Annotated in this window: 21 protein-coding genes; 10 read left to right on the top strand and 11 right to left on the bottom strand. The window is 39.5% G+C overall.

Annotation, left to right across the window (positions count from 1 at the left end):
- Positions 1–76 precede the first annotated feature (76 nt).
- Complete coding sequence (locus PI20285_RS01230) at positions 77–1,432, top strand: FAD-dependent oxidoreductase (RefSeq protein ID WP_057774516.1); 1,356 nt, start codon at positions 77–79, stop codon at positions 1,430–1,432.
- 69 nt (positions 1,433–1,501) lie between these two features.
- On the opposite strand, the gene asp1 is transcribed toward PI20285_RS01230, so the two are convergent.
- From asp1 to PI20285_RS01210, 4 genes are all read right to left on the bottom strand, one after another.
- On the bottom strand, positions 1,502–3,031 hold the full coding sequence (asp1, locus tag PI20285_RS01225) for an accessory Sec system glycosyltransferase Asp1 (protein WP_057774513.1): 1,530 nt from the start codon (positions 3,029–3,031) through the stop codon (positions 1,502–1,504).
- Complete coding sequence (locus tag PI20285_RS01220) at positions 3,032–4,591, bottom strand: glycosyltransferase (RefSeq protein WP_057774510.1); 1,560 nt, start codon at positions 4,589–4,591, stop codon at positions 3,032–3,034.
- 143 nt (positions 4,592–4,734) lie between these two features.
- Positions 4,735–6,135 (bottom strand): aldehyde dehydrogenase family protein, encoded by a 1,401-nt coding sequence (locus PI20285_RS01215; RefSeq protein WP_057774507.1) that lies wholly within the window; start codon positions 6,133–6,135, stop codon positions 4,735–4,737.
- Between the two features lie 403 nt (positions 6,136–6,538).
- Positions 6,539–7,081, bottom strand: coding sequence for a DUF1836 domain-containing protein (locus tag PI20285_RS01210; RefSeq protein ID WP_057774504.1), 543 nt, complete (start codon positions 7,079–7,081; stop codon positions 6,539–6,541).
- A gap of 152 nt (positions 7,082–7,233) precedes the next feature.
- On the opposite strand from PI20285_RS01210, the gene PI20285_RS01205 reads away from it, so the two are divergent.
- Positions 7,234–7,569 (top strand): hypothetical protein, encoded by a 336-nt coding sequence (locus PI20285_RS01205; RefSeq protein ID WP_057774501.1) that lies wholly within the window; start codon positions 7,234–7,236, stop codon positions 7,567–7,569.
- 9 nt (positions 7,570–7,578) lie between these two features.
- Positions 7,579–8,145 (top strand): DUF5067 domain-containing protein, encoded by a 567-nt coding sequence (locus PI20285_RS01200; RefSeq protein WP_057774498.1) that lies wholly within the window; start codon positions 7,579–7,581, stop codon positions 8,143–8,145.
- Positions 8,146–8,341: 196 nt separating this feature from the next.
- Here PI20285_RS01200 and PI20285_RS01195 read toward each other — a convergent pair whose 3' ends face one another.
- The 4 genes from PI20285_RS01195 to PI20285_RS01180 all read right to left on the bottom strand — a co-directional run bounded on the left by PI20285_RS01195 (position 8,342) and on the right by PI20285_RS01180 (position 13,332).
- Positions 8,342–9,286, bottom strand: coding sequence for an aldo/keto reductase (locus tag PI20285_RS01195; RefSeq protein ID WP_057774494.1), 945 nt, complete (start codon positions 9,284–9,286; stop codon positions 8,342–8,344).
- Between the two features lie 190 nt (positions 9,287–9,476).
- Positions 9,477–9,905 (bottom strand): Hsp20/alpha crystallin family protein, encoded by a 429-nt coding sequence (locus tag PI20285_RS01190; protein ID WP_057774491.1) that lies wholly within the window; start codon positions 9,903–9,905, stop codon positions 9,477–9,479.
- Between the two features lie 232 nt (positions 9,906–10,137).
- On the bottom strand, positions 10,138–10,518 hold the full coding sequence (locus PI20285_RS01185) for a hypothetical protein (protein WP_057774488.1): 381 nt from the start codon (positions 10,516–10,518) through the stop codon (positions 10,138–10,140).
- A gap of 75 nt (positions 10,519–10,593) precedes the next feature.
- Positions 10,594–13,332: an HAD-IC family P-type ATPase gene (locus PI20285_RS01180; RefSeq protein ID WP_057774486.1), complete on the bottom strand. Its 2,739-nt coding sequence runs from the start codon at positions 13,330–13,332 to the stop codon at positions 10,594–10,596.
- 245 nt (positions 13,333–13,577) lie between these two features.
- Between PI20285_RS01180 and PI20285_RS01175 the strand changes: the two genes are divergently transcribed.
- Positions 13,578–14,963 (top strand): hemolysin family protein, encoded by a 1,386-nt coding sequence (locus PI20285_RS01175; protein WP_057774480.1) that lies wholly within the window; start codon positions 13,578–13,580, stop codon positions 14,961–14,963.
- Between the two features lie 157 nt (positions 14,964–15,120).
- The gene (locus tag PI20285_RS11580; protein WP_156406531.1) at positions 15,121–15,282 is read left to right on the top strand and encodes a hypothetical protein; all 162 of its coding nucleotides are present in this window, start codon (positions 15,121–15,123) and stop codon (positions 15,280–15,282) included.
- A 16-nt stretch (positions 15,283–15,298) separates the two neighbouring features.
- On the opposite strand, the gene PI20285_RS01170 is transcribed toward PI20285_RS11580, so the two are convergent.
- Positions 15,299–16,003, bottom strand: a complete 705-nt coding sequence (locus PI20285_RS01170; RefSeq protein WP_105782164.1) for an HAD-IIB family hydrolase — start codon at positions 16,001–16,003, stop codon at positions 15,299–15,301.
- An 87-nt stretch (positions 16,004–16,090) separates the two neighbouring features.
- Here PI20285_RS01170 and PI20285_RS01165 point away from each other — a divergent pair, with 87 nt between their 5' ends.
- A complete protein-coding gene (locus PI20285_RS01165; protein WP_105782163.1) occupies positions 16,091–17,266 on the top strand; it encodes an IS256 family transposase in 1,176 nt (391 codons plus the stop codon).
- Between the two features lie 31 nt (positions 17,267–17,297).
- On the opposite strand, the gene PI20285_RS01160 is transcribed toward PI20285_RS01165, so the two are convergent.
- The gene (locus PI20285_RS01160; RefSeq protein WP_082623310.1) at positions 17,298–17,471 is read right to left on the bottom strand and encodes an HAD family hydrolase; all 174 of its coding nucleotides are present in this window, start codon (positions 17,469–17,471) and stop codon (positions 17,298–17,300) included.
- 165 nt (positions 17,472–17,636) lie between these two features.
- On the opposite strand from PI20285_RS01160, the gene nrdI reads away from it, so the two are divergent.
- Positions 17,637–18,116 (top strand): class Ib ribonucleoside-diphosphate reductase assembly flavoprotein NrdI, encoded by a 480-nt coding sequence (nrdI, locus tag PI20285_RS01155; protein ID WP_057774653.1) that lies wholly within the window; start codon positions 17,637–17,639, stop codon positions 18,114–18,116.
- Positions 18,117–18,179: 63 nt separating this feature from the next.
- Here the strand turns inward: nrdI and PI20285_RS01150 are convergent, their stop codons facing one another.
- Positions 18,180–19,040, bottom strand: a complete 861-nt coding sequence (locus PI20285_RS01150) for an aldo/keto reductase (RefSeq protein ID WP_057774651.1) — start codon at positions 19,038–19,040, stop codon at positions 18,180–18,182.
- A 143-nt stretch (positions 19,041–19,183) separates the two neighbouring features.
- Here PI20285_RS01150 and PI20285_RS01145 point away from each other — a divergent pair, with 143 nt between their 5' ends.
- From PI20285_RS01145 to PI20285_RS01135, 3 genes are all read left to right on the top strand, one after another.
- Complete coding sequence (locus PI20285_RS01145; protein WP_057774648.1) at positions 19,184–19,840, top strand: YczE/YyaS/YitT family protein; 657 nt, start codon at positions 19,184–19,186, stop codon at positions 19,838–19,840.
- A gap of 88 nt (positions 19,841–19,928) precedes the next feature.
- Positions 19,929–20,720 carry a tyrosine-protein phosphatase gene (locus PI20285_RS01140; protein ID WP_179947335.1) on the top strand — a complete coding sequence of 264 codons (792 nt, stop codon included), beginning with the start codon at positions 19,929–19,931 and terminating at the stop codon, positions 20,718–20,720.
- Positions 20,721–20,745: 25 nt separating this feature from the next.
- On the top strand, positions 20,746–21,690 hold the full coding sequence (locus PI20285_RS01135; protein WP_057774639.1) for an alpha/beta hydrolase: 945 nt from the start codon (positions 20,746–20,748) through the stop codon (positions 21,688–21,690).
- Positions 21,691–21,726: the final 36 nt, after the last annotated feature.

Genomic DNA, 21,726 nt, shown 5'->3' with positions numbered 1-21,726 from the left:
TGTTGACAAAAGTATACCAGCATTTTACTATGTATGTACAGTAATATGTATGTACATATTAAAGGAGGAATTATTCATGATTACAGCAAAAAATGTTTTTATCGGATTTGGTAAAGCTGCGAAAACGCTCGCTGGTGCCCTTGCCTCTCGAGGTGAATCGGTCATTATGATTGAAGCGTCCGACAAAATGTACGGCGGAACCTGTATTAACGTCGCCTGTATTCCAACTAAAACACTACTAACTAGTTCCCAAAATAATCAACTTGGCAATGCTCAAGAAAATTATACCCATGCTATTGTTAATAAAAATGATGTAACTGGCACGCTTCGTGAAAGTAATTTGCACAAAATTGCCGACAAATCAACCGTAACTGTTTTGAATGGCCGCGCTGAATTTGAAGCTCCCAAACAACTTAAAGTTACTTATCAAAATGGAAAAACTGATGAAATTTCAGGAGACCACATCTTTATCAACACGGGAAGCACGCCAATCTTACCTGATGTTCCTGGTTTACAACAAAGTACCTTTGTTAAAACTAGCGAATCCTTAATGGACCAGCGCCACCTTCCTAAACATCTTGTAATTATCGGGGGTGGTTACATCGGCTTGGAGTTTGCATCCATTTACGCAAACTTTGGATCACAAGTGACCATCATTGATGCAGGTAAAAAGTTTATGCCTCGCGATGAACGAGAACTTGCGCAAGAAGTCAAAAAGAACCTTGCTGAAAAGAACGTGCGTTTTGAATTCAATGCCCAAATTGCAAAAATCGAGGATAATGATGGCTTTGCCCAAATTTCATTTACACAGGGCGACCAGGCTAGGACCATTGATGCCGATACAATCTTAGTGGCGACGGGCCGAAAAGCTAATATTGCCAATTTGGGTTTGGATAAAGCCGGTATAGAAACTAACAACCACGGTGTCGTCGTCAATGATCATCTTCAGACTAATGTCAAAGACATCTGGGCAATGGGTGATGTTCGGGGTGGTGCCCAATTCACTTACATCTCCTTAGATGACTATCGCATTGTCCTAGATCAATTGGTCGGTGATGGTAAACGATCACTTAAAGAACAAAGCCTTGTGCCTCACGTGGTGTTCTTGGATACACCTGTCGCAACAATCGGAATGAACGAGGAACAGGCCAAAGAAGAAAATGTCGCCTATCTCAGCGGTAAAATTATGACAGCTTCAGTTCCCAAGGCTCACGTTATTGGGAACACAACCGGTTATCTTAAAGTGCTAGTTTCACCAGATAGCCATGAGATCTTAGGCGCAACTCTTTATTGTGTGGACGCTCAAGAATTGATCAACACGATTTCATTAGCCATGCATCAACACATCCCTTATGAAGTGCTTCGTGATCAAATTTATTCTCATCCAACTATGACCGAAGCGTTTAACGATCTGTTTGGGGCTGTTAAATAATCAAACTTAAGAAACTAAAAACGAGAGTAAGATCAGATTTAAATCTGATGCTACTCTCGTTTTTAATTTTTAATTATCATGTGTCAACAATAATTGCCAGTCAGCCAGGACATGTTCTTCTGAATACCGATCGCCAATTTCATAAGCTTTCTCACTATATTCAGCCAGTAAGTCCGGATCACTCAACAAATCAATCACGGCCCGGCTAAAGAGGAAGACGTCTTCATCGCCCTCTTCAATTAGGCGCCCATTTTGCTTATCATCGATGATTTCGCTTGGACCATAGTGACTTGCGTATGCAACTGCTGGAACCCCATGAGCCATGGCTTCCACCATCGCTAGTGGCATTGCATCAGAATGACTTGCACTAACAAACAACCCCGCCTGGTTATATACCGTTGTCAAATCGTAGACAAAGCCTTTGAAGTGGACTAGCTGATCAACCTTTAAATCCTGCGCAAGCTTCTTAAAGGCGTTGACATCCTCTTCGCTACCATAACCATACAAGTCCAAAGTGACATCAGGAATCTTTTGACTAATAATTTGAACCGCGCGAATTAACCGCTCAATCTGCTTATCAGGCGTCAAACGCCCTACATACAATAAACGATCTTGTACTCGATTTCGGTACAAAACATGTGGTTCATTTCGGGTTTCATTAAGAACAACCGCTCCAGGAATAACATAGATTGGCGTTTTGGGATGATTCAAACGTTTACCTAAGTCACGTTTTTGCGCTTGAGTCATGACAATAATGCCATCTAATTCATCAATTCGGGGACCAAACACGGTTGTGTATGCAGGATCAAAATTGCTATGGACCTGATCATTTGGATCCACACCATGCACAATTGGTAGAGAAACATATTTATGTGCCAACGTCACCATATTCATCATTGGCATGTTTGTCTGGGCTGGTCGATCCGCAATAAAGGTCTGGTGACTCCCATCACGACGATTTAACTCATCTAAAAAGAACGTGAATAGTTCCTCTAAATTATCAAAATTATGGTCTTCACCTTTATAATCAACTAGTTTCAATAAAGAATTTACAGGATTTCCGTTCACATCATTCATGTAATATGACTCGTAAACGCGTTTTCCTTCGGGTGTAAATAAAAATTCGGCTGCCGGAGCTCCCGTCGGCGTGAAGTACTTATCCATCGACTTAAACCCACGCCAATCATAATACTCTGTTTTGGCAACATTCATATAGGCATCAAAATAATTCACATACGAAACGCGGCCAAAGGTGCCACTGGCAAAATGAACATCGGCCACCACGCGATCACCATCAGTTACGCGACTAAAATCGGCCCCTTGATCAATTTCGTAACTTTTTGGCAAATTTAAATCAATCGTTTTGAGGACTTTTGGTGTTTCAACATGTTCTGCATGCTGGAAATAGTCAAACATGTTGACCATGTCATCCGCTTCTAAACCCAGAGTCTGCATATTACGATGCAATTCCTGATTGTAATCTCGGGTTACAATTTTGGCTGGGACATGATTATTTTTGAGCAGTTTAATCCGATTAATTTCAGCATATTCTAGACCAGAGTTTAAAGCCATCAAATACTCATTTAAAAAATAAATCATCTACTCCACCGTCCCTTTCGTTTGAATTTGATCAAAAAATTGATCGGCATTATCAACCACCTGCTGCCATGCTTTCCAAATGGCTGCTTCACTGTAACGTTCACGGCTTACATAGGCGTGATTACTATATTCCTGAAGTTTCTTTTGATCACCCATAAGCGCAATTAGCGCCTGGGCAAAGCTCTTATAATCACCTTGTTTAACTAATGTTCCGCTAAAACCATCTTCGATAATGTCAGATGGTCCATAAGGAATATCGTAGGAAACAACTGGTAACCCATGAGATTGGGCTTCCAAGACTGCCAACGCAAATCCTTCAACATTACTGGTCAACGTTGATACCTGCGCGTGATCCATCACGTCGCCAATATTTGGCGTATAGCCTTTAAACTGCACGACTTTTTCAAGGCTTAAATCTTGAACTAGTTGTTTTAATCCTTTATCTGTTTTTCCATCCCCATATCCCCAGAGATCCAGTGTAGTTTGGGGTAATTGTTTATGCACAATCGCAAAAGCTTTGATGAGATGATCCAAACGTTTTTCCGGAAACAGACGCGCAACCACAATAATTTTCCCTGGTGTCCGATCACTGAAGGCTACCTGTGGTTTTTGCATCAACTCATTTGTCACAATTCCAACTGGAACGGTGTAAATTGCCGTTTGTTTGGAATCAAAACGTAATTTAACATCTTTGGTTTGCCGATCTGTAGAATCAATTACCGCATTCCATTCTGCAAAATTGTTTAAGGAGAATTCAAAATTATTATTTAAGACACGATCCATGGGGTCATTTGCGTCAGCGGTATGGGCATTATGCAAAAACAACGCCTTGTAGGCTGGAGTTTTCATATGTAATAAAGCCCACTCAGTTTCAACTGCTCGGTCAGAAGTAAAGACATTTTTGCCGTTGTCGACTTTGTTTAATTGATCGAAGAAAAATCGTTGTAACCCTCGTAACCCTGTAAATTCGTAATCTTGTCCGTGAAAATCTACCACGCGCAACAATGAATTCACAATTTTACCTTGGCCATCTTTAAAATAGAAGGATTCATAAACCAATTTGCCTTCAGGAGAGAAGATTTGTTCATTACTAACCCCTCCTTGAGGATTATGAATTTCTGCAATCGATAAAAAGCCACGATGATCATAGCGCTCGCGACGCAATAAGTTACCCGCGTAGTCATAATAATTGACTGCCTGCACTTGTGAATCATGTTCGCCCCAAACTTCGATCCGAACGGCCAACCGATTCTTAATATCTTTGGCCACAAAGTAATCTTTTTCAGCCTTTAGCTTACAACCGTGGGGCAATTTAATATCACGTGGTTTAACCTGTTTTGGCTTAAAATTTCCCGATCCTTGTAGGAATTCAAATAAATTTACATGGTTTTTTTCGTCGATTCCTGCGACTTTCAGATTATGATGTAAATCCACTTCAAAATTACGGGTCACAATTTTATTTGCAACCTTATAATTGTTAAATAAATTTACCCGTTTTATTTGGGCATGTTCAATGCCAGATTTATTTAAAGGAATGGTCGTATTCAAAAAATAATACATAAAATCCCACCTTTTTCTCAAATTTAAGTTACTGATACAATTATAACAGAAAGCGTTATCTACGTTTAGAAAAATAACGCGATCACTAATTTCAAAGAGCTAATTGAAATTAATGATCGCGTTATTTTACTCAACACATTTATTTAGAAATCCAAACTTTCATGGCGAAGTTTTGGTAAACGTTTTGCGACTGTCTTGATATTCAAGAGATCCCAATCCTCTAAGTTATGTGAAAGGGAGTTTTTACCCCATGATCCACAGCCCAAAGTTAGAGAAGGCGTCACATTATTATATTTGTAGCCAATTGCACCTTGTGAAGTTGGGGTATTAATTAAGATTCGGCAAGCGTCCATTTCTAAGGCAAAACGGTTAATCAAGTCATCATCTTTTGTGTGCAAGCCAACTGTATGACCAAGGCCACCAAGATTCAATCCCCGTTTCATTAAATGAACAGCATCATCTTGGTCTTTAGCCTTAACCATTGTCAAAACTGGAGACAACTTTTCGTGAGAAAGAATATATTCTCCACCGAGTCCATCCATTTCAGCAACCAAGAACTTAGCATCTTCAGGACAATCCTCAATCCCAGCCCACGTTGCAATACTGTATGCAGATTGACCGGCCACTTTAGGATTAACTGATTCTTTTTCCCGATTCATGACTGTTGACTCAAAGTTTTCCATATCAGCGTCTTTAACGAAGTAAGCACCTTGATCCTTCAAACCTTTTTTAACTTCATCATAAACTTCGGCATCAACGACCATATTAGATTCAGATGCACAAATCATCCCATTGTCAAAAGTTTTTGATAAGACGATATCATCAATTGTTTGTTTGAGATCAGCTGATTTCTCAACGTACACTGGAACGTTACCAGGGCCAACTCCAAGAGCTGGTTTACCGGTAGAATATGCGGATTTAACCATCCCAGCACCACCAGTTGCGACAACGGTTGCGACACCATCATGGTTCATTAAATCTGTTGTTGCTGCCATGCTAGGTTTTGTAATCCACTGGACACAGTTCTCTGGGGCACCAGCTTTTACAGCTGCCTCAGCCATAACCCGACCAGTTTCCACACACGTTTTTTGTGCAAATGGATGGAAGGCAAAAATAATTGGATTCCGAGTTTTAATTGCTAACAAGGCATTGTGAAAAGCTGTTGAACTAGGATTTGTTACGGGAGTTGCACTCGCAATCACACCAACTGGCTCAGCAACCTTCATGATTCCTGTTTCTTTATCATCGCTAATAATTCCAACTGTGCGATCATTTTTAATTGAGTTGTAAATATCTTTTGTAGCGAATTGGTTTTTAATCACCTTATGTTCATAAACACCACGGCCAGTTTCATCGACTGCCATCTTGGCCAACTTCTGACGAGCATGATATCCTGCTTCTGCCATTGCATGCACAATCTTGTCAATCTGTTCCTGATCCATGACACTGAGACGATCTAAAGCAATATGAGCTTTTTTAACAAGATCATTGACCATTACTTGTGGTTCATCAATTTCCTTCTTATTATCCAAATCTTTAATCATATTATTATTCTTCCTCTCAGAATGAGTATGTTATTCGCTTCACAAGTTTCATTGTAGCTTTCAACTATTCGTTTGTAAATACGTATTGTTTACATAATATGAAATTGATAGAAACCATTGTTCATCACGATATACTTAAGGTTTCGCCTTGTGAAAATTATGAAACTACCGAATGCTTTCAGATAAAGAGTTTGTGAAACAGAACACAAAAAGTAATCGCTTTCTTCACAAACTATTTACGGATTGGTTGATTTAAGTGTTTTGAGAAACCTATCTAATTATTAAGTGGACCGTTCCACTTTTTAAAGAATCATTCAATAAACAAAAAATTCCACAAAAATACATCTACTACGGAATTTCTCCGTTTATAGTGCATTTATGTGGAACTAATTACTGATTTGTCTTACTTACTTTTTTTATTTAACGTCGTCGGCTTATGTTCTGCCGATTTTTGTAATAATCTGATCAATTCACTGGTTTGCACTTGATCCACAATCATATTTGATGTGACCTGCATCAACTGTTCAGCTAAATTTTTGGCCACCATGGTTGTATGCTCCACACCGATTCTGGCAATCTTTTGGTTCACAATATCAATAAAACGATCATACGCCTGTTTTGGATAATCTGTTGCCGTAATGCGATCAATTCCGGAACGAATCACATTAATTGGATATGACTGTTTTAATAAAGTAATCAATAAAATGTCTGCCACTTGCATAACCTGGTACTTCTTTTTCGTAGGGGCAACCACGGCTTTTTGTTTCACATAGTTATTAATCATTGTCGAAGTTACAGGATCCATTCCTAATGGCCCGGTAAAACCGGTCAAAAGGGCAACTACTTGATCCATATACAAATCGAAGTTGGGTAATTCGTCCCAGTGAGGCAGCCTTACGTCTCTAACTGTTTTTAACCACCGATTATATGTTTCTAATTCATTCATTTCTTTTCACCTCATCCATAGATGTTACCGTCAGTATAACACGATCAGCTAGTTTTTATAACTAGATTGCCCATTTTTAGCCTATTTGCATGACGAAACTAAGGATAGTGTGCTATTCTTAGAAAAATACTAATGAATTGAGGCACTTTATTTTGTTTGAAATCACGAAGAAACGACGCGTAACCGATGAGGTTAAAGAAACTATTCCCCAACCCGTAATTGACGGAATTTGGAGAACACTTAAACAAATGCAGGCTGATGACTTAGTTGTTTCATCAGTGATTGCTTTTGTTTTCAGTGATGATTATACAGAAGACACCATTTATGTAATGGGCTTGCAAAACTCTGGTGATGTTGCTAAAGAATATGATCTTGCCTACAATGGAAACAAAGACTTTTTAGGTAAAGGGACAATTATCATCGTGAAAGATAAACCCAAAACTGTCAGCATGAGCATTAGCGCCTTGAACGACCAAACAAAGGAGTAACACACAATTTTGAAAAGCTTCAAAAAAATATTTTTAATTTTACTGATTGGTTTTGTAGCGAGTGGCGTAACTGCCTGTAGCGCTGGAAAGGCTTCAAATTCCGGGAAAACTAGCACTTCAAGCGCCAAAAAGACTAGTTCGGTCAAAAAAGTTGTGCAGAAAACAGCTACTTTGGCTGGGCAAACTTTTACAACCAAGCAAGGAACATTTTTAATTACCGAGAATCATGTCACGGCATCCGCTACCAAAAATAAACAAGTCTTAATTTTAAAATATACCTTCACCAATACCGGAAAATCTCAGCTCGTTCCATCGGACTGCTGGTATAAATATGTTAAGGCGACTCAAACCGTCAATGGTAAGCCTAAAACGCTTGAACAGGGATCCCTTCCCTTCTCAACGTCAGCAACCAATGATGATAATTTGGAAAATGCCTCGGTTAGTGAAATTAAACCTAACCACCATATCAAGGCTGAAGGTTCATGGCAGCTTGTGAAAAACGGCGCCCCCGTGAAGGTTAGTTTTTATGATACGCATCATCAATTGATCGGCACACGCCAATACAGTACTGATTAATTAGATTTTTAGAAGAATTCTGACTCAAACAATTGAAATTTGAGCTAGGATTCTTTTTTGGTCCATTATCTACTAAGATTTCTTAGGCCGGTTAAAAACAACAAAAGGTTCATAATAACCACGACTACTGCGGGAGTTTTCTCGCATACGTCGCACTTATTATGAACCTTTTTCGCGTTATTTTTACCCACTGGATTTAAGGCATATCATTTCCAGCTGCGTAGTAAATGTCGTACCACTCTTGGCCTGTCATTTCTACATCACTACCTGCCAATGATTCCTTAATATGTTGTGGATTCATTGAGCCCACTAATACTTGGAATTTAGCCGGATGACGCAAAATCCATGCTGTAGCAATAGCATTTTTTGTGACCCCATACTGATCAGCCAATTCTTGCATTTTTTTATTTAATTCAGGGAATTTAGGATTGTCAATAAATGGCCCATTGAAATTTCCCCATTGATATGGTGACCAAGCTTGGATCACGATATCATGAATTCGAGAATATTCGAGGAATTGCCCGTCATGATCAACACTATGGTCATCTTGCATGTTTGTATGCATCCCAAAATCAATCATGTTGCTGTGCATAATTCCAAACTGTAATTGATTAAACATCAGCTTTTGTGAAACTGCGCCTTGCAACATTTCAAATTGCATTGGATTGAAATTAGAAACACCAAAATGACGCACTTTACCAGCTGTTTGCAATTCATCAAAAGCTTCTGCAATCTCATTTGGTTCCATCAATGGGTCTGGACGATGAAGTAAAACGGAATCCAAATAATCCAGATTTAAGCTCTGCAACTCATGATTCACGGCATCAATAATATGTTGTTTAGAGAAATCGTAACGGTTTCCATAAGGCTTGCCTGAACCGTCATCATTGCCATTACGAATCCCAACCTTGGATTGAATCCATAAGTCATCACGATCTACGGATGATTTAGCTAAAGCATCACGGAAAACGAGATCTGATTTACCGCCTCCATAAATGTCCGCAGTATCAATAAAGTTTACACCGTTATCAACGGCTGTCTCAATTACTTTTTTTGCAGCGTCTGTATCCAACGCGTCCATTCGCATAATTCCTAAGGCTACGTTAGAAACCTTTTTGCCACCAATTGTAATTTGTTTCAAAATTATCACTCCTAAAATTATAGATTTAAGAAACTATCCAAGTTCCAGCTTAACACCTTTTTAGGCGAAACAAAATTAATTTGATATCGGTTACATAAAGAATTCAATTTATAAGCAGTTTTTGGCCCCATGATTACGCAAAAAAGCTGCGACAGTGTAGTCACAGCTTTTTAAAGAGTACCATTCAATTTTAGTTAATTTGAATTTGTTTGCCAGCTTCTAACTTTTCTTCACTCTTTGGCAATATTACTTTTAAAACGCCACCGTCATATGAAGCACTGATCTTTTCACGATCGATGTCTGGTAAATAAAATTGACGTGAAGTGTTACTGAAACTCCGTTCTTGACGAATCAAATTACCTTTTTCGTCTTTCTTTTCCTTTTCAACGTTATGCTTGCCTTCAATAGTCAACGTATCGTTGTCATAATTCAAAGAGATATTTTCCTTCTTGAAACCAGGTAGTTCTGCGGAAACTTCATAATTTTTATCGTTTTCACGGATGTCCGTCTTCATTGAGCTACCTTGAGTCATCGATTTGAAGAAATTCTTCCCAAAATTATCGAAAAAATCAAGTGGTGCAAAATCATCAAAATCTCTGTTTCTTAACTCGTTAGCCATAATTCAAGACTCCCTTTTAATATTATTTTTTGTACCTCATTTCTTGGTACATTTATATAGTATGACCTTTTAGAAACGAATGCAAGAATTTAGCACTCTTTATGTAAGAGTGCTAAATGTGTGTCTTAAAAAGCCGGTATCATAGGATTTACAATTCATTAATTTTAACAATAAAAAAGTTTCTAAACTAGCTTAACGCAGTTTAGAAACTTTTAATTTAGTCCGCTATTGTTTAATAAGTAACTACTTTATGTGTTTCATTAGGCTTATCTTGAACCTTTAAATCTGAAGCATCCCCTAAAATATGCAATGCTTTTTCTCTTGTTTCAACTTGGTCCATGTCGAAGATAATTGATTCAATGGCACCACCGATAAAGTCAAAACGTTCAAAGAAAATGTATGGATCTTCGTTATCACGATGATGAAATTCATCTTCAATTTGTTCGTAAAATCCTTCGCTCCACAGCCGATCTTTTAAATCGGGAAAATCATTTCTAGTAACGAAACCTTTTTCTGCGATCATGTCAGCTGCTTGCTTAACATCTTCTTTATCGAAGTCGATTTTTGCAATCCGTTCTTTATCTGTTTCAACTTTAACTGCTTCTTTTGCCATTTTCGAAATCTCCCTAATCATATTTTTACGACTTCATCCTAGCACCACTTTTTAAAATGGTAAAATGAAACCCCTTTATTTTTGATTACGAGACGTCGCTAAATGCAGTCGATGGCGGAGATCAAACAGTTTATCAAGCTCAGTAACAATTAAAACAACAATTCCGGCCACAATTGGCAATAACCAAAGGGGGGCGCTTAACCCAGCAGTGCTAAAGATACTCTGCATAAATGGTAAATAGGTAATTCCGGCTTGCAATACCAGGAGAATCCCGATGATGACAAAGGCCATCTTATTACGTAAAACATCTTTTGAAATTGCTGGCTTGGGCGTCCGAATGTTAAAGAGATAAAAGATTTTTCCGAATACAATTACGTTTAAGGTAACGGTACTTGCAACGGTCGAACTAACCCCTTGCATCGTTAACCAGTTGAAAGCTCCAATTCCCAGAGCAGCAATCAAAATTGCCACATAGATAATTTGCCAAACATCTTTTCTATTTAAGAAAGACTGATTACTCTTTCGTGGCATCCGCTTCATGATACCTTCCTCAGCTGGTTCAAATAAGAACGCGAACTGAATTGTGACTGCGGAAACCATGTTAATCCATAATAACTGGGTTGGCACCAAAGGTAATTCTTGTTGGAACATAATCGATATCAACACAATCAAACCTTCAGCAAAACTAGTGGGTAATAAGAACCGAATCGTTTTTTTGATATTATCGTAAACGTGACGTCCCTCTTTAATTGCGGTCGTCAACGTTGCAAAGTTATCATCTGCTAAAACCATATCGGCAGCTTCTTTCGCAACATCGGTTCCTTTGATCCCCATCGCAATTCCAATATCAGCTTTTTTCAAGGCTGGCGCATCATTAACACCGTCACCCGTCATGGCAGTGACAAGCCCATTAGCTTGGTATGCTTCCACAATTCGCAACTTGTTCATCGGCGTTGTCCGCGCAAACACATTGTAATCCTGGATAACTTCTTTTAGTTTTTCATCTGAAAGCTCATCAATTTGCGCACCTGTGATGGCCGAAACATTTTCATCTAAACCAAGCTTTGCAGCAATCGCAGACGCCGTTTCAGGGTGATCACCAGTAATCATTTTAACTTTAATTCCGGCTTCACGCATTTGCTTCAATGCCACGATGGTTTCTTCTCTAGGGGGATCAATAATCCCAGTAATTCCTAGAAAATGAACTCCTTCTGCCATAACTTCTGGGGTAAGGTTATGGACATCACGCGAAACTTCACGATAACCCAAGGCCACCACTCGTTCACCGTCTCTTGCCAACTGAGATACCCGGTTTGTCCAGTCTGGAATATCAAAGCTACTATCTGCTTGTTTGGCCATTGTAAAGATCTTATCTGGAGACCCTTTCACCAAAATAACGCGTTGTCCGTCTGAATCCTCATCCAGTTTAGCAATATAACGATATTCTGAATCAAATGGAATTTTGTCCAATTCAACTAAGTCAGGCTCAGTTTCTTTAAACACCTTATGATACAGTGCTAAAAATGCGCCATCAGTAGGTTCTCCGTTGATTTCCCACTTATCATCATTTTTAATCAGGCGTGTGTCATTAGCTTCGTGTCCAGCAACCATCAACCGGTCTAAATCTTCATCTTGACCGACAGCGACCGGTTGGCCATTTTTAGTAATATGCCCAGTTGGTGTATAACCCGTTCCGGTTACCGCATACTTACCATTTTTGGTAATCAGCGTATCAATTGTCATTTCATTTTTTGTTAAGGTTCCCGTTTTATCAGTATTAATCACATCAACTGACCCAAGGGTTTCTACAGCCGGCAAAGTTTTGACGATCGCATTTTGTTTCGTCATTTTTTGCACACCCATGGCCAAAACCACTGAGGTACTAGCTGGCAAGCCTTCTGGAAGGGAACCCACCACCATGGTAATCACCGCCACCATCAAGGCAGAAACCGAGTAAACTCGTGTCACTAAACCATAAACAGCTAATAAAACGGCTACCGCCACAATCGCGTAAGAAATATATTTACCTAAACCATTAATTTCTCGCATTAGTGGGGTTGTTTTTGATTTTACACTTTCCATGCTGGCGTTAATTTTACCAATTTCACTATTTGCACCAGTGGCCGTCACAATTCCTAGCCCACTACCATTTGTCACCGCAGTTGATGCATAAGCCATATTCAAACGGTCTCCCAATGGCGTTTTAGGATCTGTTAACGGTTCATCATTTTTTAAAACGGAGTCAGTTTCTCCAGTTAATGAAGATTCCTGAATTTTTAAATTATCAGCAGCTAAAATTCGGAGATCCGCCGGGACGTTATCACCAGCTTCAAGGAAAACTAAGTCCCCTACAACTAACTCCTCGGCCTCGATATCATCTCGTTTACCATCGCGAATAACCGTTGCAGAAACTTGCAACATCTGTTTAATATTATCGATAGCTTCCGAAGCTTTACTCTCTTGAAAATAACCGATCAGTGCGTTAACAATTACAACCAGCCCAATTACAATCGAATCTGAATATTCTCGCAATAGAAAAGTCGCGATCGCGGCGACAATAAGAATATAGGTAATACTGTTATTGAACTGTTTGAAAAAGCGTACCCACTTGCTTTGCTTCCTTTGGACCAATGCGTTGGGCCCATCCTGTTTCAATCGTTCCTGGGCTTTCTCACTTGTCAGGCCTTGATCAAGCGCAATCTGATCTTTAGCCAAGAGTTGATCCGTTGTCTGAGTTATAAACGCATGAGGAGGTTTACTCTTTTCTATTTCCCCACCATTGTCAGTACTACCAGAAGCAGAACCTTTTGTCATAATTTAAATTTCCTCCTATATATTGAATTATCTTTTGTAAGTAGTATCATATCCAATTATCACTTAAATGTCAAAAGATACTTATCGGACTTATAAGAATTCTAATATCATTCATCATTTTTTCAAACTTTTTTATAAATATGTGACAAATTAACTGGTATCCTTGACTAATTTGAAAGATTTTTCTCTAGAGACGCGCTATAATATAAAGATAATGTAATTACAAAAGAAATGGGGAATGGTCCTTGGACAGTGGTCAGATAATCAGCGATACTATTATCATTTTGATTACCTTTATCATGGCATACTTTTTCGTCGCTGCTGAATTTGCGCTTGTCGAAAGTCGGTTAAGTGCCTTAGAAGAAGCAAGAGCAACAGCAGTTGGTGGGCGGCTCAAAAAGCTCGATCGAGCAATCCACATGGTTTCAAATCTAAATGAGTACCTTTCTACAACCCAGGTTGGAACATCCGTCTGTGGGATTATCCTAGGTTGGATTGGTGAATCGTACGTTGAATACTTTATTATTTTGTTTTTCGGTTCTACACATCTAATTAACCAGACTTCTCTGCATGCCATTGGAGCGGTGATTGGGGTTCTTCTTTTAACTTATTTAGAAGTTGTTATCACAGAAATTGTGCCAAAGAATATTAGTATTGATATTCCCTTAAAAGTTTTAATGAGGCTTGTAACCCCATTACACTGGTTTCATACCGCGTTCTATCCCTTTGTTTGGTTACTAAATGCTTCAGCAAATGGTATTGTCAAATTAATGGGGATGGAACCTGCTGACGAAAGTAATGAAGTCTTCTCACAGGCTGAAATTTTAAGCTTATCAAAAAATGCCGTCACTGGTGGTGAACTTGATCAAAACGATTATGTTTACATGCAGCGGGCGTTTGACTTTAATGATAAAGTTGCTAAAGACATCATGATTGATCGTACTCAATTAGTTGTTTTAGATGTTGACGCAACGGTTGATGAAGCATTGCTACTATATTTACAGAAACGTTTTAGCCGTTTCCCAGTCGTTGCTAATAACGATAAGGATAAGATCCTAGGTTATGTTTACAACTACGATTTAGTTCGTCAAAGTCGTGTAGACGGTAAAGTTAAGGTTAGCAAGTTACTTCGAAACATCATTACCGTTCCTGAAACAGTCCTTATTCAAGAGGTTCTCCAAAGAATGCTGCAAAAGCAAACCCCCATTTCCGTTGTTGTTGATGAATATGGTGGGACTAGTGGGATTATCACGGATAAAGATATTTATGAAGAAGTTTTCGGAACAATTAGTGATGAAGTTGATGATGTTTCTGGCGACTATATTCACAAAGAAACAGATGGCTCCTATCAAGTCAGTGGTAAAACTACGATGTACGATTTTGAACGGTACTTTGGAATCGATGTCCCTGGATTTGAAGGAGAAGATGTTGTCACACTTGGTGGTTATGTCATTGATCATCACCCAAATATTCAAGTGCACGATAAAGTTCGCATCGATCGGTATAACTTCGAAGTTTTAGATAATGAAAATGCTCATATTGATTGGTTCCACGTCACAAAAATCTCTGATGAAGAATTCAAAAAGCTAAAAGACAAAGCTGAAACAGATCGATTAAACATGGATAACTAAATACGAAAGACCAGTTTGAGTTTCATCAAACTGGTCTTTTTTGTTATTACTTTTTTTGAGGACGGCTCGGCTATGCAAAAGGCCAAGAATAACCATCCTTCCCGCGGGATTGCGATCCCGCATCCTCTTCACCCTTTTTTCTGAGGACGGCTCGGCTATGCAAAAGGTCAAGAATAACCATCCTTCCCGCGGGATTGCGATCCCGCATCCTCTTCGCTTTTTTTCTGAGGACGGCTCGGCAATGCAAGAGGCAGAAAATAACTATCCTTCCCGCGGGATTGCGATCCCGCATCCAGGACAGTTATTTTCTGCCTCTTAACGCATTGCCGAGCCCACTAATCTAAGAACCTTCTCTTCAAATACTTGGGCAATCCGTCATCTTCACTTGCTTCTGTCACCGCGTCCGCCTGGGCCTTTATTTCATCCGCACTATTTCCCATTGCAACACCCGTTCCGGCCGCCTTTAACATTCCCAAATCGTTTTTATCATTTCCAAACGCAATCGTATGGTCTACCGGAATTCCATATTGATTTGTAATCGCGCGAACCGCACTTGCCTTATCAATTCGTTTTGGAATCAACTCAATATTATCCGGACTCGAAGACGACACACTCAACACATCTGCCTCTACTAATTTTTGGCGCGCAATTGACAGTTTGTCCAATTGTCCTTGAGCAATCACGATTCCATTTATAATTTGTTCACTAACCTCATTCAAATGATCGCGATCATGCACATCTTCAAACTTACCAGCACCATCCTGCATAACCCGCATTCTCGCGAGTCGACTCAGATCCCAGGGCTTATTCCTTGTATAAAACGTTCGATCTGTACTAAAAAAATTGGTCGATAATTCTAATTCCGTTGTGATGTCATAAACGGTACTAATTGCCTTCCACCCCAAATGATCTTGGTGCAAATGATGTCCTTTTTGATAAACGGAACCATTCGAAGCAATTATTTCTACCTTTGAATTAATTCTTTTTTGAATAACTTGCGCTAACGATAAGAGAGCGTAAAATATCTTGTGTAAATGCATAAAAGATTTCTGAATTGTATAGAAATAGGGAATGCCTTCCCTTATGATATTTAGTAACCACAGAAAACATCACAGGAGGCATTCCCCATGAATGAACTTACCACAGAAATTATCGCTGCACTAGCCCAAAAGCAAGATTTGGACGAAGTTTTTCGTCACCACCTCGAAATTGCGATTAACCAGCTGCTTCAAACCGAATTGGCAGAGTTTTTGGGTTACGAACGCTACTCATACGCTGGGATTAACACTGGTAATAACCGCAACGGCAGTTATGAGCGCTCGTTTGATACGAAGTACGGCCAACTTAACTTAACCATTCCTCGAGATCGCAATGGCCGGTTTGAAAATCATACCTTGCCAGCCTACGGTCGGCACAGTGATAATTTAGAAACAACGGTCATTCAGTTGTATACCAAGGGAATTACCACTGCTGAAATTGCCGAACTCATTGAGAAAATGTACGGTGCTCACTACTCCAAAGCCACGGTTTCCAACATGACTAAAGCCGTCAATGAACAGGTTCAAGCTTTCCAGCAACGTCGACTGGCTTCACAATATGCGGCCATCTTCTTAGATGCCACTTACTTGCCGTTAAAGCGGGATACCGTTCAAAAAGAAGCCGTTCATATTGCGATTGGCATTCGTCCAGATGGTACGAAAGAAGTGCTGAACTACCAAGTGGCGCCAACGGAATCGACTGGAATCTGGACTGAACTGCTGGGAACCTTGATCAAGCAGGGCGTTAAAGATGTGCTATTGTTTGTGGCCGATGGGTTAGTTGGTTTGGATGAAGGCTTGAATCAGCATTTCCCTAAAGCCAAACGACAACGTTGCCTGGTTCATGTTGGGCGGAATCTGATGAACAAAGTTCGCGTAAAAGACCGCAAGGCCGTGATCAGTGACTTTAAACAAGTTCATCGGGCCGCCAACCGTGAAGCAGCCGAACTGAAACTGAATGAGTTCGCCAACAACTGGCATCAGACCTATCCCAAATTAATCAAAGATCTGCTTAAAATGCCGAATTTACTCACTTTCATGGACTTTCCACCAGCTATCCGGCAATCACTATACTCCACTAACCTGATTGAGAACTTTAATAAGCATCTCAAGCGCACCACCCACCACAAAGAACAATTTCCAACGGAAGATTCACTGGATCGCTTCCTGGTTTCTCAGTTTAATGTTTATAACGAGAAGTCTCTGAAGCGGATCCACCGAGGGTTCAAAGGACTCCAGGACACCTTGGAAGCATCATTTATTTAAGTTAGATACATATTATATGTACGAAGGCATTTCATTTACACAAGATTCTTGACGCTACCAACGATAACATTCTCCCCGTCGCAATATAGAAAATAAATCCTTGCTGTTGCAATTGTTCGATTACTTTTTTAGTCATTGTAGAAACGTTTTGGTTATGTGAAATCAGCGTCCCATCAATATCCATAAATACAATATAAGGTTCCAAATTAACGACCCCAATTCTTTTTCATTTAATTTGTTATAGGTCTAGTTTACTACTTTGTTAAAACGGTTTCAGGATTTCAAGAAAACTATTTTCCAAAAATTTTAAGTGGTACAATATCCTTAATGACTTACAATTATAAACGGTAATCCTTAAGGAGGTCCCACCATGTCAATTATTAATATTTTATACATTTCTGTTGCGGGAAATACACGGTCTTTTACACAGGATCTTCAAGATTATGCTGAAGAACAGCATTCAAAAGATGCAGCCAATCCTCTCGTTTCTTTAAAAGAAATCTCTGAAGAATCCGATTTTGATAGCGAACAAGAACCTTATTTTGCTTTTGTGCCTACTTATCTTGATGGTGGGAATGGTGTGGATAATGGTGTTAAGGAGCTTATGACTAACGTTTTAGGCGAATACATCGCTTATAAAAATAATCGTAAACTTTGCCTTGGCGTAATCGGCAGTGGTAATCGCAATTTTGGTTTGCAGTATTGCTTAACCGCTAAACGATATGCCCGCGATTATGGCTTCGACTATTTAGACAACTATGAGTTGCGTGGAAATTCTACTGATTGCAAACGCATATACGAAACTATGAAGAAAAATAATGTATTAAAAACCTCTACCGAAGAAGTTTAATTAATAACCGATCTAAAAAAATGCCCGATTCATAAAAATGAATCGAGCATTTTACTTTGCTGACTACCAAGTAATGGTATCTGGATCCGTAGCTAAACCTGCAAGCCCCCGTAAACCATCAATTGTTTTCATATCTGCATCATCAATTACAAAATCAAACAATTTTGTATTTTCAATAATTCGTTCATTATGCACAGACTTTGGTAGTGGTAAAAATCCGTGTTGCAAAGACCAACGCAAGACAACCTGCGCGACTGACTTATGGTATTTTTCACCCATAGATTTCAGCTCTGAAACACCAAAGATTTTTCCTGTCCCTAGTGGGCTATATGCTTCAGATAAAATATTATGTTCATCATTGTATTTCACAACTTCTGGCTGTAAATCGCTTGGGTTAAGGAAAATTTGGTTAACCTGAGGGACAACCGTTGCCGTTTTTAAAAGTGCATCCAAATGCTTAGGACGGAAATTAGAAACACCAATCGTGCGCAGCTTGCCAGCTTTTTGAGCCTCTTCCATTGCACGCCATGTATCCGCATTGGCTTGTTCCCAAGTATCCCGATAAGCAATTGGATTTGGCCAATGAATTAAGAACAGATCCAAGTAGTCTAACCCTAAATTGGTTAAGGATTTATCAATCGCCTGCTTGGTATTTTCATAGCCATGATCTTTACCATCTAACTTAGAAGTAACCCAAAGTTGATCGCGAGCAATCCCACTATCTTTAATTCCTTTGCCAACACTTTGTTCATTCCCATAAGCGAAGGCGGTATCGATATGGCGATAACCAGCCGCTAAAGCCTCTTCAACTGATTTCTCAGCAACGTCACCATCTGGTGTTTGCCAAGTACCAAAACCGACAATGGGAATTTTTACCCCATTATTTAATTCATAAGTATCTGTTAATTTCGTTAATTTTGCCAAAATATACCCTCCTGTCAAGTAATGGTTCCATTATAGAGCAAATTTGTAAGCGTTAAAAATATTTGGCATCTTTCTGCAAAATATTCTATGATGATCACATACATACTGTGCTGTATGAATTCAGCTAAAAAGGAAGTTCCGTTGTGGACAAACATGCAGATTTTAAAAAAAGGCTCTTTTTCTTGGCCGTTTCAATCGTCTTAAACTCATTTTCAAACGCACTGACGGTTGCTAGTCACTGCGGAAGCGCCCTTTGGACTTCCTCATCGGTCAACTTAAGCAACTGGCTGCATTTCTCTTTAGGGAGTGTTTTATTTGTCGAGGGAATCGCGGTGGTTATTGCTAACGCTGTGTTACTCAAAAGGTTTGACTGGCACCGGGCGCTTGGAAATTTAGTATTTATGATTCCATTTTCTTTTCTGGTGGGCAGTATTAGTACTGGTTTAGATGCCCATGGCTTTTTAAACTTGCCACTGTGGGTCAGAGTCGTAGCTGACATTCTTGGGATCGTCGGAATTGGTGTTGCAGTCTCTATTTATCAACGTGCTAATATCGTGTTGCATCCTAACGACGATCTGACCTACATCGTGCGGTTTAAATTTATGCACGGTCATGCGGCCAAAGCACAGTGGATCAGCTATATTCCGGCAATTTCAATCATCTTGCTGACATTTATAATGACTCATCATGTTTATGCGGTCGGGCTTGGAACCGTGTTGGCCTTTGTTTTACAAGGTGCCGTCACTGGTTGGGCAGATCGCCATGTCTTCACCACACTTAAACATCATCTAAATGTTTAAGTAAATTTAATAGGAAGAAAATCAGGACTGTGCTATCATTTTTTATATAGGTTGTACGTTAAATAAAGATACGGGAGGATTTATCATGGTGAGATCGCGAATACTACAATTGCAAAAAGGCGGTAATTTTAGAGAGCTTGGTGGCTATCAAACAATATCCGGTGAAACTATCAAATGGCACAAAATCATTCGATCAGCAAAACTGGCGGATTTGACAGATGCTGACCTTACTTTTCTAAGCGATTATGGATTAAAATATGACATTGACTTTCGCTCTCCAGAAGAAAAGGCAACCTCTCCAGATCGTGTTCCAAATCACGCAAAGTATTTATTCATCCCCGTTTTTTCAACGGATGAAACTCAAAATTCCAAACAAACTGACCGCTTGCAACGAAAAATGGATACCGATCCCACAACCGGCCGTCAACAAATGCAACGTGCTTACCAAGATATCATCACAAATCCTCATTCTCAAAAAGCCTACCGAAGTTTCTTTGATGTGCTACTTGAAAATGATGACGAGAAAAGCACCTTATTGTTCCACTGTACCGCTGGCAAGGATCGCACAGGTATGGGAGCCGTCTTCTTTTTAAGTGCGTTAGGTGTGAATGAAGACACCATCAAGGCCGATTATCTCTTGACCAACAAAGTCATTCAACCGCAACAAGCTGCGATGATTAAATCCTTAAAACTCCAAGGAGCTTCTTCAGCATTTATTCAAAGCATGCGCGACTTACAAAGTGTCCAAATTTCATTTTATAACACGGCCATGGATCAAATTCAGAAAACCTCAGGGGATATGCCCACGTACCTCCATGACTATTTGAACCTTTCAAAAAATGATATCCAAGATTTACGTCACATTTATCTCGAAAACTAGTACAAACTAACAAGGATGGTGATTTATGAAGAGAAAAAATTTAATTGGCCTCGGTGTTGTAGCTCCTTTAGCTTTAGGAATTACCGGGCTAACTGCCGCGAGTGCTAAATTATATGATTATGCCTTTCGCCGCGTAGATTACGTTCCCGAAACTTCAGCTGATAAACAAAAATATGCAGATGATTATTATACCTATGTCAATTGGTTTCACGGAGTAACTTCCCATCACTGGACATTACATCACGACGATTTAGAAAACCGCGTCGAGGCTACTTTTATTCCAGCTGCCCAGGCCGACTCAAAAAAGACGGTTATTATTGCTCATGGCTATAAAGGAAACGGCGAAACCATGTCCAACTATGCCAAAATGTTTTACGATATGGGTTACAACGTCTTATTACCAGACGATCGTGCTCACGGACACAGTTCCGGTGATTACATTAATTTCGGCTGGATCGATCGGTTAGATTTTGTGGATTGGGCTAATTCTGTAGTCAGTCGGATCGGTTCGGATTCCCAAATTATTATGTTTGGGGTTAGTATGGGTGGCGCGACGATACAGATGACCAGTGGTGAGGATTTGCCCTCTCAAGTCAAACTTATGATTTCTGATTGTGGCTATTCAAACCTACGTGACGAACTTTCTTATTTATTAAAAGAACAATTCAATCTACCTGCCAAAATATTTGTGCCCCTGATTAATGCAATTAATCGCCACCGCATGGGGTTTTCGATCGATGCTGTTTCTTCCATCCGACAGCTACGCAAAAACACCCGACCATTTTTATTTATTCATGGGGAAAAAGACATTTATGTCCCGACCTCCATGGTTGATGAAAGTTTCGAAGCTTGTGGTGATCCTAAAGAAATTTGGATTGTGCCCGAGGCCTCTCATGCGGAGAGCTTTTGGATAAATCCTCAGGCTTACCAAGAAAAAGTTCAACAATTCATTGATGAATATTTAAATTAGCTATCAAAATAAAAAGACTAAGTAAGAAATCACCAG

The organism is Pediococcus inopinatus, from assembly GCF_002982135.1.
GTDB lineage: Bacteria > Bacillota > Bacilli > Lactobacillales > Lactobacillaceae > Pediococcus > Pediococcus inopinatus.
This window is presented reverse-complemented; position numbering and strand designations above follow the sequence as displayed.

What these genes read in the sequence shown, in the direction of transcription:
- PI20285_RS01210 (WP_057774504.1), bottom strand. Translation starts at nt 7,081, where the DNA reads ATGAATGAATTAGAAACATATAATCGGTGGTTAAAAACAGTTAGAGAC.
- PI20285_RS01170 (WP_105782164.1), bottom strand. Translation starts at nt 16,003, where the DNA reads ATGCATTTACACAAGATATTTTACGCTCTCTTATCGTTAGCGCAAGTT.
- PI20285_RS01165 (WP_105782163.1), top strand. Translation starts at nt 16,091, where the DNA reads ATGAATGAACTTACCACAGAAATTATCGCTGCACTAGCCCAAAAGCAA.
- PI20285_RS01220 (WP_057774510.1), bottom strand. Translation starts at nt 4,591, where the DNA reads ATGTATTATTTTTTGAATACGACCATTCCTTTAAATAAATCTGGCATT.
- PI20285_RS01185 (WP_057774488.1), bottom strand. Translation starts at nt 10,518, where the DNA reads ATGGCAAAAGAAGCAGTTAAAGTTGAAACAGATAAAGAACGGATTGCA.
- PI20285_RS01230 (WP_057774516.1), top strand. Translation starts at nt 77, where the DNA reads ATGATTACAGCAAAAAATGTTTTTATCGGATTTGGTAAAGCTGCGAAA.
- asp1 (WP_057774513.1), bottom strand. Translation starts at nt 3,031, where the DNA reads ATGATTTATTTTTTAAATGAGTATTTGATGGCTTTAAACTCTGGTCTA.
- PI20285_RS01180 (WP_057774486.1), bottom strand. Translation starts at nt 13,332, where the DNA reads ATGACAAAAGGTTCTGCTTCTGGTAGTACTGACAATGGTGGGGAAATA.
- PI20285_RS01190 (WP_057774491.1), bottom strand. Translation starts at nt 9,905, where the DNA reads ATGGCTAACGAGTTAAGAAACAGAGATTTTGATGATTTTGCACCACTT.
- PI20285_RS01215 (WP_057774507.1), bottom strand. Translation starts at nt 6,135, where the DNA reads ATGATTAAAGATTTGGATAATAAGAAGGAAATTGATGAACCACAAGTA.
- PI20285_RS01135 (WP_057774639.1), top strand. Translation starts at nt 20,746, where the DNA reads ATGAAGAGAAAAAATTTAATTGGCCTCGGTGTTGTAGCTCCTTTAGCT.
- nrdI (WP_057774653.1), top strand. Translation starts at nt 17,637, where the DNA reads ATGTCAATTATTAATATTTTATACATTTCTGTTGCGGGAAATACACGG.
- PI20285_RS11580 (WP_156406531.1), top strand. Translation starts at nt 15,121, where the DNA reads ATGCAAAAGGTCAAGAATAACCATCCTTCCCGCGGGATTGCGATCCCG.